A 16,120-nucleotide genomic window follows, 5' to 3' on the forward strand; every position below is an offset into this window, starting at 1 on the left:
GAAACGGCTTTCCCTTCGGGGCCCGGCGGGTGCGAAAATGGCGGGACTATGAGCAAGGGAATGTACGTACCGAAGGAGTCCCAGCCCAAACAGGGCGGCGGGGGCGGCAAGACGCGGGACGGCGAGAAGGGGGGCAAGAAGAAGATCGTCGCGCAGAACAAGAAGGCCCGGCATGACTACGCGATCGTCGACACCTTCGAGGCGGGACTCGTCCTCATGGGGACCGAGGTCAAGTCGCTGCGCGAGGGACGCACCTCGCTGGCCGACGGGTTCGTCCAGATCGACCGGGGCGAGGCGTGGCTGCACAACGCGCACATCCCGGAGTACCACCAGGGCAGCTGGACCAACCACTCCGCGCGCCGCAAGCGCAAGCTGCTCCTGCACCGCGAGGAGATCGACAAGCTCGCGGCCAAGGCGGAGGAGACCGGCCACACGATCGTGCCGCTCGCCCTGTACTTCAGGGACGGCCGCGCGAAGGCCGAGATCGCGCTCGCGCGCGGCAAGAAGGAGTACGACAAGCGGCAGACCCTGCGCGAGAAGCAGGACCGGCGCGACACCGACCGCGCGATCGCGGCGGCGAAGCGGCGCCAGCGGGAAGGCTGACGAGCGGGAATACGGTGGCATCCGTACGCGTTGGTCACGTACGATGGCATCAACGCCGACTCCGGTCGGCGAGCACCCCCTCGGGGGTTTGAAAAATCAACATGGGGATGATCGGTTTCGACAGCGGTTGTCGAAGCAGGAGAAGCGTGTCGAGGAAGCGGCAATGATCTCGTTAACCATATGTCGCAAAAAATAATCGCCACTAACAAGAGCGATTCCCGCGCCTTCGCCCTCGCTGCCTAATAAGCAGTGAGCGAAGGCCCTTAACGGGTGTCAGCCCGGGAGTGTTCCCGACCCGGACCCTGGCATAATCTAGGGGACTAAACCATTGAGCCCGGTCACGGGGTTCGATGGGAAATCAAACAGTGACTGGGCCCGTCGGCGACTTGTTCGCGTGATCACCGGGGCCGAGAAAATCACAGCGAACTGCACACGGAGAAGTCCTGATTCTGCACCGTTGGACGCGGGTTCGATTCCCGCCATCTCCACATCCCATGTGGCCACAGGCCCCGTCGCTTTCGAGCGGCGGGGCCTGTGGCTTTTCTTTTCACGCGTGCCGGGGCGCCGTACTCGCCCTCGGCGTGAGCGCCGCCGGCAGCAGCGTCGCCTCCGACACCGGCTCTCCCGCGAGCTTGTCCATCAGCAGCTCCACCGCCTGCGTGCCGACCTGACCGGACGGCAGGGCGACGGCGGTGACCTGGAGGTGCTCCGCGAGGTCGGCGGGGCAGATCGCGATGACGGAGAGGTCGCCGGGGACGCTCAGCCCGAGCCGGCGGAACGCGTCGATGAGCGGTTCGAGCACCGCCTCGTTGTGGACGACGACCCCGGTCAACGCCGGTTGCTCGCGCAGCAGTTGCTCGGCGACCCGGCGGGCCGCGGCGGGGCTCGCCTCGCAGGGGCGCACGGCGGACTGGAGCCCGGCGCGGTGGGCGGCGGCGGTGAACCCCTGGACGACGCGCTGCGCGAACGCGGTCTGCCGGACGTACACCTCGGGCGGCGACCCCACCAGCGCGACGGTCCGGTGCCCGAGCCGGGCGAGATGCTCGACGCACGCCTCGCCCGCCGCCCGGAAGTCCAGGTCGATACAGGTGAGCCCCTGCGGGCTGAGCGGAAACCCGATCATCACCGTCGGCCGCTCCAGCGAACGCAGCAACGGCAGCCGGGGGTCGTGGAGTTGTACGTCCATGAGGATCAGCGCGTCCACCTGCGCGGTGTCCGCGACGCGCCGCAGCCCCTCCTCGCCCTCCTCCTGCGTCAGGAGCAGCACGTCGTGGTCGTACCGCCGCGCGGCCGTCACCACCGACCCCACGAACTGCATGACGACGGGGACGTGCATCCCGGCGCGCAGGGGGACGACGAGGGCGAGCACGTTGGAGCGGCTGCTGGCCAGCGCGCGGGCACCGGCGTGCGGCCGGTAGCCGAGGTCGCGGATGGCGTCCTGGACCCGGCGCCGGGTCTGCTCGGAGATCGGCCGCTTGCCGCTCAGCGCGTACGACACCGTGCTCGGGGAGACCCCGGCCAGCCGCGCCACATCGGTGATCTTGACCATCAGCCCAGCTCCACCGTCAGGAAGCCGCATCCGGCCTCAGCCCGCGCCACCCGGTCCCCGGCGGCGAGCGACCAGGGCGCCACCGGATCGCTGGAGGACGCCCGCAGCGTGTTCCCCTCCCGTACGACGGTGAAGCTCACCTCCCCCGCGCGCACCGTGACCTGGGCGCCCCGCTCCAGGCCGTACGTCCGCAGGGTGACCCCGTCGGCGTACGAATAGTCGGGCCGGTCGGCGTGCGCGCCCACCGGGATCACCGCGCCGGGCCGCACCAGCAGCGGGACGCTCAGGAACCCGTGCGTCTCGCGCACCCAGCGCGGGCCGGTGACGGTGCGGCCGGTGAAGAAGTCGGTCCAGTCGCCCTCGGGGACGTAATACCGCACGTCTCCCTCGTCGTTGAAGACCGGCGCCACCAACAGGTCGCCGCCCAGCATGTACTGGCGTTCCAGATGCGCGCACCCGGGGTCGTCCGGGAACTCCAGGACCATCGCGCGCATCACCGGCACCCCTTCCTCGTGCGCGGTGCGCGCCGCCTCGTACAGGTACGGCATGAGCCGCAGCTTCAGCCGCGTGAACAGCCGTAGGACGTCGACGGATTCGTCGTCGAAGAGCCACGGCACCCGGTACGAGGAGCTGCCGTGCAGGCGGCTGTGGGACGACAACAGGCCGAAGGCGAGCCAGCGTTTGAACAGGGCCGGGGTCGGGGTGCCCTCGAAGCCGCCGATGTCGTGGCTCCAGTAGCCGAACCCGGACAGGCCGAGCGAGAGGCCGCCGCGCAGCGACTCGGCCATCGCCTCGTACGTCGACTCGCAGTCGCCACCCCAGTGAACGGGGTACTTCTGGCTGCCTGTTGTGGCCGAGCGGGCGAAGAGGACCGCCTCGCCCTCGCCGCGGTGCTTGCGCAGGACGTCGAAGACGGTGCGGTTGTAGAGGTACGTGTAGTAGTTGTGCATGCGCTCCGGGTCGGAGCCGTCGGACCAGGCCACGTCCGTCGGGACGCGCTCGCCGAAGTCGGTCTTGAAGCAGTCGACGCCCTGGTCGAGGAGCTTCTCCAGCTTCGACGCGTACCAGTCGCGGGCGGCCGGATCGGTGAAGTCGACCAGGGCCATGCCGGGTTGCCACAGATCCCACTGCCAGACGCTGCCGTCCGGCCGCTTCAGGAGGTGGCCCAGCTCCTTGCCCTCCGCGAACAGCGGGGAGCGCTGGGCGATGTAGGGGTTGATCCATACGCAGACGTGCAGCCCCTTCGCCTTCAGCCGGGCCAGCATGCCCTCCGGGTCGGGGAAGACGCGCGGGTCCCACTCGAAGTCGCACCAGTTCAGCTCGCGCATCCAGAAGCAGTCGAAGTGGAAGACGGACAACGGGAGTTCGCGTGCCCGCATGCCCTCGATGAACGAGGTGACCGTCTCCTCGTCGTACGAGGTGGTGAACGACGTCGACAGCCACAGCCCGAACGACCAGGCCGGCGGGAGCGCGGGGCGGCCGGTGAGGGCGGTGTACTTGCGCAGGATGTCCTTCGGGGTGGGGCCGTGGATGACGTAGTACGTCAACTCCTGGGCCTCGACGCTGAACTGGACCCGGGAGACCGCCTCGGAGCCGACCTCGAAGGACACCTTGCCCGGGTGGTCGACGAAGACGCCGTACCCGGCGTCGGTGAGGTAGAACGGCGTGTTCTTGTACGCCTGTTCGGTGGCCGTGCCGCCGTCGGCGTTCCAGATGTCCACCACCTGGCCGTTCTTGACGACCGGGCCGAACCGTTCGCCGAGTCCGTACACCGATGTCCCTACGCCCAGGGCGAGTTGCTCGCGCAGGTAGTGGGCCTCGGTGCGGGTGTCGCGCATGATGCCCATGCCCTTGGGGCCGCTGGAGGTGAGCGAGCGGCCGTCGGCGCGGAAGTCCAGGTGCCAGGGGCCGCTGCGGGTGACCTTCAGGGACAGGGCGCCGGAGGTGAGGGTCGCGTGGTCCTCCTCGTAGGACAGCTGAGGGGTGAACTCCTCGGCGGTCAGGTCGAATTGGGGCGAGGGCGGGCGGTCGCCCCGGAAGTGGGCGAAGGTGACGCCGATGACATCGGGCATCGGGGTGTGCGCGCTGATCGTCACGACCGGTCCCTTCAGCAGGTCGCCGCGGTGGCGGATGGGCCGGGTCGGCGCGTGGATCTCCAGCGTGCCGTCCGACGCGGCGACGTCGAGCACCTCGGCGGGGTGGGCCGCGGTGATCCCGTCGCGCAGCAGCCAGTAACCATCGGTGAACTTCACGTGGAGGCCCCTTACTTGACGGCACCCACGGCTATCCCGCGGGTGAGCGTGCGCTGGAAGACGAGGAAGAAGACGAGCGCCGGCAACACACCGAGCAGGGCAGCCGCGTTGGTCATCGTGGCGTCCATCAGGCGCTGGCCCTGGAGGACGCCGAGCGCGACCGACACCGTCTGGTTGTCGTTCGAGATCAGCATCACCAGCGGGAGCAGGAACTCGTTCCACGTCCACACGAAGAAGAAGACCAGCAGCACGCCGAGGGTAGGGCGGCTCATCGGTACGACGATCCGCCACAGCACCTGCCACTTGTTCGCGCCGTCCACGTGCGCCGCCTCGACCACCTCGCGCGGGAACCTGCCGAGGACGGCCGACAGGAGGTATGTGCCGAACGCCGCCTGGATCACCGTGAACACGATGATGACGCTCAACCTCGTGTCGTACAGGCCGAGTTGCTTGCTCAGGTAGTAGACGGGGTAGACCAGCGCCTCCTGCGGGACGACGTTCGCCAGGACGAAGAAGGCGAGGATCCAGGGGCGGCCCTTGATGCGGCCGATGCCGATCGCGTAGGCGTTGAGGAGGGAGAGGACGGTCGCGAGGATCGCCACCGAGCCGCTGATCAGGGTGGAGTTGACGAGTTTCTGCGTGTAGTCGACGCGGGTCCAGAAGCTTTTCAGGCCGTCCAGGTAGAGGCCTTCGGGGAGGCTGAGGGGGCCGTTCTGGGCGTACTCCGCAGGGGACTTGAAGGCGTTGAGGGTGACGATGAGGAAAGGGGTGACCATGAAGAGGGCGGCGATACAGAGAGCGAGGAGGACGGGATAACGCTTCAGTGCTTTCAACTCGACGCCTCTTCCTGCCTGTTCTGGAGTCTCAGCGCGATCAGTGAGAGCGCGAGGATCAGTACCGTCAGCACCGTCGAGATCGCGGCCCCGTACCCGACCTGCGTCTTCTCGAAGAACGTGGTGAACGAGAAGTACGACGGCACGTCCGTCGCCCCGCCAGGACCGCCCTTCGTCAGGACGTACACCGCGCCGAACACCTTGAGCGCGGCGATCGTGCACCAGGTCAGCACGACGGAGATCTCGGGGCGGATCTGCGGCAGCGTGATGTGCCAGAAGCGCCGCCACCAGCCCGCGCCGTCCAGCTCGGCCGCCTCGTGCAGCTGCGGGTCGACGCGTTCGAGTCCGGCCATGAACACCACGAGCGGGAAGCCGAGTTGGACCCAGACCATGACGCCCATGACGCTGTAGAGCGCGAAGTCCGGGTCGCCCAGCCAGTCCTGCTCCCAGCCCGACAGGCCGACGGCGCCGAGGAGTTCGTTGAGCGAGCCGTTGTCCGGGGCGAGGATCCAGCTCCACACGATGCCCGCGACCGCGATCGGCAGCACCTGCGGCAGGTAGAAGCAGGCCCGCAGAATCGTCGTGACCCTGCTGCCGAAGTGCTTGCCGACGTAGTCGAACAGGGCGGCGGCCAGGACGAGTCCGGCGGCCGTGGGCAGCGCTGCCATCGCCACGACCATGAACAGACTGTGCCGGAACGACTCCCAGAACGCCGAATCGTCCAGCAGCTCCCGGTAGTTGGCGAGACCGGTCCACTCCGGGGTGCCGACACCCTGCCAACTCGTGAAGCTCACACCGGTGTTCATCAGGAACGGCACGATGACGACCGCGAGGAACGCGAGGACGCCGGGGACCAGGAAGAGCGCGTACGGCGCCGAGCGGCGCGGAGCCGTCATGAGGACGGGACACCCTTGTCGTACGCCTTCTTCACCGCGTCGAGGTACTCCTCGGGCTTCTCGCTGCCGGTGATCAGCTTCTGCGTCTCCGAGACCAGGACGTCGTAGAAGCCGGGGACCGGCCAGTCGGGGTAGAAGGCGAGGCCGTCACGGGCGCTCACCGTGGTGAAATCCGTGATGAGTTGCTTCGACTTGGGGTCGGTGATCGCGTTCGGGTCCGCCGCGACGGGTACGCCGCCCTTGTTGCCGAGCAGGTTCTGGATCTTCTTCGACAGGGTGATGTCGATGAAGTCGTAGGCGAGTTGCTTGTTCTTCGCGCTCTTCGGTACGACCCAGAGGTTGCCGCCCGAGCCGAGCGTGAGTTTCGACTCCGGCCACAGGGTCGTGCCCCAGTCGAATTTCGCCTCCGACTGGAAGCGGCCGTACCACCAGCTCCCCGAGAACAGGATCGGCGCCTTGCCCTGGAGGAAGGAGACGCCCGCCTGCTCGGCCGTCATGCCGCTCGAACTCTTCGCTATGTAGCCCTTCTTGACCCAGTCCGCGAACGTCTCGGCGCCGTACGTCCAGGCCGCGTCGTGGAAGTCGGGCTTGCCCTTGTACAGCTCGTAGGCGTCGACCCAGGAGCGGTCCGCCTTCGACAGGGCCAGCTGGTAGAGGTACTGGTGGGCGAGGTACTCCGCGCCCGAGTTGGCCAGCGGGGTGACGCCCTTGTCCTTGAACTTCTGCAAGGCCGCCGTGAGTTGAGCCAACGTTGTCGGCTCCGGGACGGCGTACCTCTTGAAGAGGTCCTTGTTGAGGTAGACCATCGTGTACTCGGCGTAGTTCGGGATGCCGTACCAACTGCCCGAACCCATCACGCCGTTGGTGTCGTACTGGCTGGTCGTGCGGACGCCCGGGCCCAGCAGTTTGTCCCAGCCGCGCTTCGTCACCTCCGGGGTGAGGTCGGTCAGCAGGCCCTGCTTCGAGAGGAGGCCCGCCGTCGCGTTGCCCTTGTTGTACTCCATCAGGTCCGGTGCGTCCGAGGAGTTGAGGACCATCGGGGCCGTCTTCTGGATCTGCTCGAAGCTCTTCTCCTCGAACTTCACCTTGACGCCGGGGTGTTGGACCTCGAACTCCTTGATCGCCTCCGTCCACGCCACCCCCATCGCGCTGTTGGGGGCCTCGTAGTGCCACAGGCGCAGGGTGTTCCCGTCCGATCCACCCCCTCCCGAGCCTCCGCAGGACGCGAGGAGGAGAGCCGTACTCAGTGCCGCCGCTGTCGTCAGTGTCCGCCGTCGTGCCGTCAACATCCAGGTTCTCCAAGGGAGTCGGATGGGTCTTCGGGCTGGCCTGGCCGGCGTCACGCGGGTGTTCGTCGAATCGATTCGATGCGTGACGTCGAAGCGCTTCGACGGAGGAAGTTATTGGGTGGGTGGAGGTGCGTCAATGGGGGTGGCAGGGAATGAGGGAAGCGTTTCGATTATGACGGGTGCATCGGGGAGGGTGCCGGGGTGTGGGTGGGGCGTTGTTGTGCCTTGTCGCCGGGGGTGTTGGCTACGGGGTCGCGTTCGGGCGGGTGTTCGGTGCGGTGGTCGGCTCGGCGTGTCCGGTGTTTCTGGCTCGCCACGTCAGTGTGACCAGCAGTGCCGCGCATGCCGCGGCGACCGGTATGCCGTAGCCGGTCGTGGGGGAGGTGTGGTCCGCCACCCAGCCGCCTAGCGCGCTGCCCGTGGCGATTCCGCCGAGGAGGCCGGTGACCGCGAGGGTCATGCCCTCGTTGAGGCGGCCCTCGGGGGTGCGCTGCTGGACCAGGGTCATGCCGGTGATCATCGTGGGGGCGGTCGCGGCACCGGAGACGAGGAGGGCGAGGGCCAGGAGGGGGAGGGAGCCGGTGAGGGTTGCGGCGAGGAGGGGGAGGGTGAGGAGGGTGGCCATGGCGGCGATGCAGCAGGGGTAACGGCGGGCGGCTGGGGTGGAGTTGGGGGGTGGGTCGGTCTTGGAGGTCTGCATGTTCGCGACGGGGTGTTCCTTGCCGGGTGTCGGTTCGGCGGGGTGTTCTTTGTCGGGCGTCGGTTCGGCGGGGTGTTCCTTGCGGGGCGTCGGTTCGGCCCGGAGGGGTGGATGGCCCTCGCCGGAGGCTGCTCCGGTGTTGAGGGTTCGCCGGCCTTTGCCGGGAGCTGCCCTGGTTTTGGGTGCCTGTCGGCCTTTGCCGGTGTCTGCCCCGGCCTTGGGTGTCCGTCGGTCTTGGCCGGGACCCGCCCCGGTCTTCGACGTCCGTCGGCCCTTGCCGGAGGCTCCTTCGCCGTGGCCCGTCATCGCGCCGAACACCAGCCCCGCCAGCGCCGATCCGCCCGCCTGGAGGCCCAACACCAGCCCTGCGGCGGCTCGGTGGCCCGCCTCGTCCGCGAAGGCGACCGTCACGACCTCGGTCGCGCCGAAGACCGCGCCCAGGCAGAGGCAGGCGGCGAGGAGGGGTGGCATGCCGGGGGAGGTGAGGGGGGACTTGGCCGAGGGGTGGGCGTGCGGTGGGGGTTCGGTCCTGCGCTGGGCGGCGAACAGGAGGATGCCGGTGACGAGCAGGGCGGCTGCGGTGAGCGTGCCGGCCTCGGGGAAGACGTTCGCGCACAGCAGCGCTGCGATCAACGGGCCCAGCAGGAAGCAGAGTTCGTCCGCCGCCTGCTCGAAGGAGTTCGCGGTGTGCAGGGCTTCCTCGTCCCCGGCGAGCAGGTGGGCCCAGCGGGCGCGGGACATGCCGCCCGTGTTGGGGGTGGTCGCCGTCGCGGCGTACGCGGCGAACAACGTCCACACCGGGGCGTCGTAACGGACGCACAGCACCAGGGCGATGGACCCGAGCGCGGCGAACAGCGCGGCGGGTACGGCGACTTGGGCCTGACCTCGCCGGTCGACGAGCCGGGCGACCCACGGGGCGGCAACTGCCGTCGCCGCGAGGCCCGTTGCGCTGACGGCGCCCGCGAGCGCGTACGACCCGTGCGCGTCGGCGATCATCATCACCGCGCTGACGCTGAACATCCCCGAGGGGAGGCGGGCGACGAGGTTCCCGGCGGTGAAGGCGCTGGCGCCGGGGTGGGAGAGGAGGCGGCGGTAGGGGCCGGGGGTGCGGTGGGTTCGTGGTGGTTTTTGGTGGACGTGGGGCATGCCGCCAACGGTCGTACGGCGATGATCATCCGGTCCAACACCTGTCCCGCGCTTATTCACGCGCCTGCGTTGTGAGTCCTTGTTACGTTCGCCGGATGCCCCAGGACCTCGACCCCCGTCTGCTCCGCGTCTTCCTCGCCGTGGCCGAGGAACTGCACTTCACCCGGGCCGCCGCACGCCTGTTCGTCGCCCAGCAGGCGTTGAGCCGCGATGTACGGCGCCTGGAACGGGAGTTGGGGGCCGACCTGTTCGTCCGTACGACACGCCAGGTGGCCCTGACGCCGGACGGCGAACGCCTTCTCCCGTACGCCCGGCGGGTGTTGGACGCGCAGGAGGAACTGCGCGCCGCCTTCGGCCGCCCCCGCCCCCTGCTGGTCGACCTCAACTCGCCCGGCCTGCGCACCGGTTCGCTGGTCCTGGAGCGAGCGCGCCGACTCGCCCCGGACCACGAGCTGATGGCCCGCTTCGAGAGCGGGCTCACCTGGGCCGCCGCCGAGATGATCGCGGGCCGCCTGGACGCCTCGTTCGGACGGTACGCGGGACTCGCCCCCTCGCTGCGGGCCCGGCTCGATCACCAACTCGTCCGGTACGAGCCCATGGCCGTCCTCCTTCCCGAGGATCACCGGCTGGCCTCGTGGGACGCGGTGCCCGTACGGGAGTTGGCGGGGGAGGAGGTCTACGCGGGCGCCGGAAATCCCCGTACCCCTGAATGGACCGACCTGGCCCGGCAGTTGTTCGAGGGGCGGGGCGTCCGGGTCGCGCCGCCGGTTCCGATGGCCGTGGGGGAGGAGGAGTTCCGGCGTGCCATGGCCCGGTCCGGCTGGCCGGTGCTCGCCGTGGAGGGTTTTCCGGCCATGCCGGGGACGGTCCGGCGACCGCTCGTCGAGCCCGTCCCTTTGTCCCCGGTGTCACTCGTGTGGCGAAAGGGGCTGGTCCATCCGATCTTGGCCGTACTGCGTCAATCCGTGCTCGAACTCGCGGTCGAGGAATCGTGGTTGGAGGTCCCGACCGATGGATGGATTTCAGCCATAGACATGAACATGGCATCAGCATACAAATGACACATCGCGCACACGACGTGCATCCGCTGCGCTAGATTCGGCGCCCCGAGCACGGAGAGACATCGGGGGCGTGTGAACCGGGTGGGGGCCTGGTTGTGCGACGTGTGCTCGGTAGTCGAACACGCGCCCACAACTGTTCCAGGGATGGACCCGGAGCGATTCCGAGGTGCTCCCGTGGGGGGAAGTGCGCACGTGAAGAAATGGCCAGAAGACGCCCAACCGGAGTGGCCCGACCCGGCACCACCGACCCAAGGGGTCGCGGCGGTCGGGGGCGGGACCCAGAAGTTCCCCGATACGGGGGTGTCCCCGCGCTTGCCCGAGGCGGGGGCGTCCGCCGGTGAACGGCGTGAGATATCCGGGCCGTTGGGCGAGTCACCCTCGCCGGCCGGCACCGGATGGGAGGGGTTCCCGGACGAGATCCTCGGCAGCGGCCGACGGGCACCGGACCCCTCGACGCGGGTACCGGACTCGGCCGGGCTGGTGGAGTCGGCTTTCGGGGCCGCGCCGGTGGGTCGGGACCCGTGGGGAGAGAAGCCCGCGGGGGTACCTGGGGGGTACGGGTCTCATGGGGTGTCCCCCGGAAGTCGTACGGGTACGACGCCGGGCGGCGCCGGGAACGAGGGCGCGACCGGGGACGCGGATGCGGGCGGCTGGCCGGTGGCTCCCAGGAGCCGGCGTGCCGGGGACGGCGCGGGGCGTCGGACGGGGGCCGATGGGGAGCTTCACCGTGGGGGTGGCTCTCCGGAGGGACGGGGTGTACGGGACGGCCGAGGCGCGGACGGCACGGCCGACGCCGCTGCCGAGGGTCACGACCCCGGCGAGGTGACCGTCCAGCTCGACCCCCTGCGCGGCGGTGCCAAGTCCGACGGCGAGGCGTCCGAACGCCCCGTGTTCGTCGACGAGTCGGGCCGCCGCAGCCGTACCTTCCGGTGCCTCGGACTCGCCGTCGGCCTGGCGTGCGGCGCCTACGCGGCCGTCATCGTCGGCACCCTCCTCTCCGGCAACGCGGGCGCCCCCTGGCTGCCGCTGCCCGGACCCGGCGACGACAGCAAGCCCGCGAGCCAGGTCGAGGCGACCCGTACCCCCAGTACGTCGGAGCCAGGCGCGCCGGACGGCGTCTCCACCCCCGGCGGTACCTCGTCGGCGACCGCCTCCGGTACGACGACCAGGGCGCCCGGTGTGACGCCGGGGCCGTCCGCCTCAGGTACTACGGGTCCTACGCCCCGGCCGTCCTCCTCGGCGGCGGTCTCGCCGAGCGCCGGTGCGACCGGGCCGGGGGCCGGGCCGGGGCCCGGGGTCGGCAGCGGCAGCCCTTCGCCGGGCGGCAGCAGTCCGGCGGTGTCGTCCCCGCCGTCCTCCTCGGCGGCGCCCTCGCCGGATCCCTCGCCGGACGCGTCGGCGTCGCCGGGGGTCACCGAGAAGCGGCAGGCGTCCGGGGCGGGGAGTTCGGGCGGTGGGGGTGCGGGGCCGTCGGCTGTGGGGGCCTCGCCGGTGTCGTCGCCCGTGTCGTCGGGCCGGGTGACGCCGGCGTCCGAGGCCGGGGGCAGCGGGTCCGGCGGCGCCGGGGCGGGCGGCAGCGGTTCGAGCGGTGCCGGTTCAGGCGGCGTCGGCTCGGGCGGTACCGGCTCCGGTGGTACCGGCTCCGGTGGTTCGGCGTCCGGTGTCTCCGGTGACCCCGGGGCCGCCCTGGCCGCGAACATCGACGCGCCTGAGAGCGCGCCGGGGTCCGGGGCCGGGGTGTTCGTGGCGCGCAAGGCGCTGGCCGCGGCGGCTCCCGCCGGTTCCGTGGAGGGCGTCTCCTGATGGGTTCACGTGCAAACCGGCGGTCCGTACAGGGGCCGACCGGTTCCTCAGCCCTACCCTCGCACCGCTCGTCGGGGTCCTCCTCAGGCCGTAGGGGGATGACCCGTCGGAAGCGGGGGACCTCAGGTACTACGGGTACGACGGGCAGTACGAGTACTACGGGTACTACGGCTGCCCCGACCACCCCGGCCGGTGCCGACGGACTACCACCGACGGCGTCATACCAGGGACCCCCTCCGATACCCCCGTCGGCTCCACCCCCCGCCCCGCCCCGCCGCCGCTTCCTCCCCATGCGCCACCTGCTCCCGCTGCTCCTGCTCTGCGCGGTGATGGCGATGCTGATGCTGCGCGGCTACGTGCACAGCGAGATCCTCGCGGACTACCGGGTACGCCCCGAGGCGGCGGCCGACACGGTGCCGGAGAAGATCCTGGCGGGCGGCCCGGTCGTGGACACCCGGGGCGGTCGGACGGCCAGCATGGACATCCCGGACCGGCGGATCGTCCTCACCTTCGACGACGGCCCCGACCCGCGCTGGACGCCCGAGGTCCTGGACGTCCTGAAGGCGCACCACGCCCACGCCGTCTTCTTCATCACCGGCACCATGGCGTCCCGCTACCCCGACCTGGTCCGGCGGATGGCCGAGGAGGGCCACGAGATCGGCCTGCACACCTTCAACCACCCCGACCTCTCCTACCAGTCCAGGTCCCGCATCGACTGGGAACTCACCCAGAACCAGCTGGCGTTGGCGGGCGCGGCCGGTATCCGCACCTCGCTCTTCCGGCCGCCGTACTCCTCCACGGCCGACGCGCTGGACGACAACTCGTGGCCGGTCGTGCGCTACGTGGGGAGCCGGGGCTACCTCACCGTCCTCACGAGCGTCGACAGCGAGGACTGGCAGAAGCCCGGAGTCGCCAGGATCATCGCCAACTCCACGCCGCGCAAAGGAAAAGGCGGCATCGTCCTGATGCACGACTCGGGCGGCGACCGGCACCAGACGGTCCAGGCGCTCGACCGCTACCTGCCTCAACTCCAGGGCCAGGGCTACAGGTTCCAGAACCTCACCGAGGCCCTGAACGCCCCGAGCGCCCATATCCCGGTCACCGGCGCCGAGTTGTGGAAGGGCAAGGCGTGGACGGCCCTCGTCACCGCCTCCGACAGCCTCACCGGAGTCCTCGTCGTCGGCCTCGCGGTCATCGGCGTCCTGGTCTTCGCGCGCTTCGGCCTGATGCTGCTGCTCTCCGCCGCGCACACCCGCCGCACCCGGCGCCGCGGCTTCACCTGGGGCCCGGACGCGCCGGTCACCGAACCCGTGACGGTACTGGTCCCGGCGTACAACGAGGCCAAGTGCATCGAGAACACGGTGCGTTCACTGATCGGGAGCGAACACCCCATAGAAATCCTGGTGGTCGACGACGGCTCCACCGACGGCACCGCCCGCATCGTCGAGGAACTCGCCCTGCCCGGCGTACGGGTGGTCCGTCAGCTCAACGCGGGCAAACCCGCCGCGCTCAACCGGGGGCTCGCCAACGCCTCGCACGACATCATCGTGATGATGGACGGCGACACGGTCTTCGAGCCGTCCACCGTACGGGAGTTGGTCCAGCCCTTCGCCGATCCGCGGGTCGGAGCCGTCGCCGGGAACGCCAAGGTCGGCAACAAGGACACCCTTATCGGGGCCTGGCAGCACATCGAGTACGTGATGGGCTTCAACCTGGACCGCCGGATGTACGACGTACTGCGCTGCATGCCCACAATTCCCGGCGCGGTAGGGGCATTTCGGCGTACCGCGCTGGAGCGGGTCGGCGGGATGAGCGACGACACGCTCGCCGAGGACACCGACATCACCATGGCCATGCACCGCGACGGCTGGCGGGTCGTCTACGCGGAGAACGCGCGCGCGTGGACCGAGGCGCCCGAGTCGGTGCAGCAGCTCTGGTCGCAGCGGTACCGCTGGTGCTACGGCACGATGCAGGCGATCTGGAAGCATCGCCGGGCCGTCGTCGAACGGGGTCCTTCGGGCCGCTTCGGGCGGGTCGGCCTGCCGCTGGTCTCGCTGTTCATGGTCGTCGCGCCGCTCTTGGCCCCGCTGATCGACCTGTTCCTCGTCTACGGCCTCGTCTTCGGCCCGACCGGCAGGACGATCGCGGCCTGGTTCGGCGTCCTCGCGGTCCAAGGGGCCTGCGCGGCCTACGCGTTCGCCCTCGACCGCGAACGCCTCACCCCGCTGATCTCCCTGCCGCTCCAGCAGATCCTCTACCGGCAGCTGATGTACATCGTCCTGCTCCAGTCCTGGATCACGGCGCTCACGGGCGGCCGGCTGCGCTGGCAGAAACTGCGTCGCAAGGGCCAAGTCGCCGCGCCTCCCGGGCAGTTGGCGGCGGAGAGCGGAGGCCGGGCATGACGAGTACGTCGGACAGGCCCGAACTGGGCGCCCGGGACACCGAGAAGATGCCGGTCGTCGAGCAGGCACCGGACTCCCCGGCGCCCCGACAAGGCGGCCGGGACCGGTACTTCGACCTCCTGAGGGCCGTCGCCCTCTTCCGCGTCGTCCTCTATCACCTCATGGGCTGGGCCTGGCTCCCCATCGTCTTTCCCTCCATGGGCGTGATGTTCGCCCTCGCCGGCAACCTGATGTCCCGCTCCCTCGGCAAACGCCCCGGACCCGAGGTGATCCGGGGCCGCCTGCGCCGGCTGCTCCCGCCCCTGTGGCTCCTGGGAGTGATCGGGGTGACCGGCATGGTCCTCGCGGGCTGGGGTCCCGGCGAGGAGGGTCACCCGGCCTGGTGGTGGCTGCACCTCGGGTACTGGGTCCTCCCGCTCAGCGACCCCCCGTACGCCGAGGTCTCCCACGGCATCCAGGGCCTCGTGGCGGACGACTGGCCCACCGCTCTGGGCGTACCCCTCTGGTACATCAGGGCCTACCTCTGGTTCGTCCTCCTCTCCCCGCTCCTGCGCCGGGCCCTGCGCGCGGCTCCCTGGACCACGATCCTGGCGCCCCTCGTCCTTTCGGCGGGCCTGGAGTTCACCTCGGCGACCACCACGAGCTGGCGCCTCGACTCCACCCTCACCGACTTCGCGACCTTCGGCTCCTGCTGGCTCCTGGGTATGGCCCACCACCAGGGCGTCCTCCAGAAGCTCCCCCGCTACACCGTCCCCTCCCTCGCCCCGGCCGTCGCCGCCGTAGCTCTCTGGTATGCCCTCGCGCACGATCTCCACCAGGACCACGACCTCGACGACATGCCCTTCGCCCAGTCCCTCTGGTCCTTCGCGACGGTCCTGCTCCTCCTCCACCTGAGCCCGAGCTGGCGGACCTGGCCCCCCGCCCTGCGCCGCTGGGACGGCCTGATCACCCTCCTCAACTCCCGCGCCGTCACGATCTACCTCTGGCACAACCTCTGCATCGTCATCGCCGAACCCCTCTGGGACCACGCCTGGAACATCCCCTACCTCGAATCCCACGCCGTCTGGCTCCTCACCTCCCCGTGGCCCGTCCTCCCACTGACCTGGCTCCTCACGGCCCTGTGCGTCCTGACCTTCGGCTGGACGGAGGACCTCGCGGCAGGCCGCCGCCCAACCCTGTGGCCGAACGGCCGGACGAAGGGTCTCCGGGGGCGGAGACGGTAGTACTAGAGCCGTAACCCGCAGGAGGCAGGAGGCAGGAGGCAGGAGCGGGCGAGCCGCAGACCGTTTCCCCGGGGGCCGGGCGGGCGTTCGCTTGGGCGGAAACCTGCCCGATCCCGCGCCTCACCCACCCGCACCTCCCGGCCGGGCGCCACTGCCAGCCCCCGCGCACACCGCCCGGAAACCCGCATTGCGGTTCGCGATGCGCAGGTGTGATGATTCCGGGCATGGCTGAAAGCGGGGGCGGGGAGACGGCGGGGCAGGCGCGCCCGTCACGGCTGCGCGACTACGTGGACCCGCCGCCCACCGCGCCGGACGTGTTGCCCCCGACCCCCGAATCCCCCTTGACCGAGCCGGACTTGCCGC

At 70.1% G+C, this 16,120-nt stretch carries 11 protein-coding genes and 1 other RNA gene; 6 read left to right on the forward strand and 6 right to left on the reverse strand.

Going from position 1 to position 16,120, the window contains the following annotated elements; translation table 11 throughout:
- Window positions 1–60 precede the first annotated feature (60 nt).
- Window positions 61–603 (forward strand): SsrA-binding protein SmpB, encoded by a 543-nt coding sequence (gene smpB, locus J8M50_RS08125; protein ID WP_010355968.1) that lies wholly within the window; start codon window positions 61–63, stop codon window positions 601–603.
- 103 nt (window positions 604–706) lie between these two features.
- Window positions 707–1,094, forward strand: a transfer-messenger RNA (tmRNA) gene (gene ssrA / locus J8M50_RS08130).
- 56 nt (window positions 1,095–1,150) lie between these two features.
- On the opposite strand, the gene J8M50_RS08135 is transcribed toward ssrA, so the two are convergent.
- The 6 genes from J8M50_RS08135 to J8M50_RS08160 all read right to left on the reverse strand — a co-directional run bounded on the left by J8M50_RS08135 (window position 1,151) and on the right by J8M50_RS08160 (window position 9,268).
- Window positions 1,151–2,152 (reverse strand): LacI family DNA-binding transcriptional regulator, encoded by a 1,002-nt coding sequence (locus J8M50_RS08135; RefSeq protein ID WP_010355967.1) that lies wholly within the window; start codon window positions 2,150–2,152, stop codon window positions 1,151–1,153.
- Entirely contained in the window at window positions 2,152–4,404 is a 2,253-nt protein-coding gene (yicI, locus tag J8M50_RS08140; RefSeq protein ID WP_010355966.1) for an alpha-xylosidase, read from the reverse strand. Before yicI ends, J8M50_RS08135 begins: the two co-directional genes overlap by 1 nt.
- An 11-nt stretch (window positions 4,405–4,415) precedes the next feature.
- On the reverse strand, window positions 4,416–5,180 hold the full coding sequence (locus J8M50_RS08145) for a carbohydrate ABC transporter permease (protein WP_050987298.1): 765 nt from the start codon (window positions 5,178–5,180) through the stop codon (window positions 4,416–4,418).
- Between the two features lie 53 nt (window positions 5,181–5,233).
- Complete coding sequence (locus tag J8M50_RS08150) at window positions 5,234–6,133, reverse strand: carbohydrate ABC transporter permease (RefSeq protein ID WP_010355964.1); 900 nt, start codon at window positions 6,131–6,133, stop codon at window positions 5,234–5,236.
- The gene (locus J8M50_RS08155; protein ID WP_178855111.1) at window positions 6,130–7,422 is read right to left on the reverse strand and encodes an ABC transporter substrate-binding protein; all 1,293 of its coding nucleotides are present in this window, start codon (window positions 7,420–7,422) and stop codon (window positions 6,130–6,132) included. The genes J8M50_RS08150 and J8M50_RS08155 overlap by 4 nt, the downstream gene beginning before the upstream one ends.
- A 244-nt stretch (window positions 7,423–7,666) precedes the next feature.
- Entirely contained in the window at window positions 7,667–9,268 is a 1,602-nt protein-coding gene (locus tag J8M50_RS08160; protein WP_010355962.1) for an MFS transporter, read from the reverse strand.
- 95 nt (window positions 9,269–9,363) lie between these two features.
- Between J8M50_RS08160 and J8M50_RS08165 the strand changes: the two genes are divergently transcribed.
- The 4 genes from J8M50_RS08165 to J8M50_RS08180 all read left to right on the forward strand — a co-directional run bounded on the left by J8M50_RS08165 (window position 9,364) and on the right by J8M50_RS08180 (window position 15,757).
- Entirely contained in the window at window positions 9,364–10,329 is a 966-nt protein-coding gene (locus J8M50_RS08165) for a LysR family transcriptional regulator (RefSeq protein WP_010355961.1), read from the forward strand.
- Between the two features lie 570 nt (window positions 10,330–10,899).
- Window positions 10,900–12,132, forward strand: a complete 1,233-nt coding sequence (locus tag J8M50_RS08170; protein WP_141655606.1) for a hypothetical protein — start codon at window positions 10,900–10,902, stop codon at window positions 12,130–12,132.
- 290 nt (window positions 12,133–12,422) lie between these two features.
- Window positions 12,423–14,534 carry a bifunctional polysaccharide deacetylase/glycosyltransferase family 2 protein gene (locus J8M50_RS08175; RefSeq protein ID WP_010355959.1) on the forward strand — a complete coding sequence of 704 codons (2,112 nt, stop codon included), beginning with the start codon at window positions 12,423–12,425 and terminating at the stop codon, window positions 14,532–14,534.
- A complete protein-coding gene (locus J8M50_RS08180) occupies window positions 14,531–15,757 on the forward strand; it encodes an acyltransferase family protein (protein ID WP_010355958.1) in 1,227 nt (408 codons plus the stop codon). The genes J8M50_RS08175 and J8M50_RS08180 overlap by 4 nt, the downstream gene beginning before the upstream one ends.
- Window positions 15,758–16,120: the final 363 nt, after the last annotated feature.

The organism is Streptomyces acidiscabies (assembly GCF_020010905.1).
In the GTDB taxonomy this organism is placed as follows: Bacteria; Actinomycetota; Actinomycetes; order Streptomycetales; family Streptomycetaceae; genus Streptomyces; species Streptomyces acidiscabies.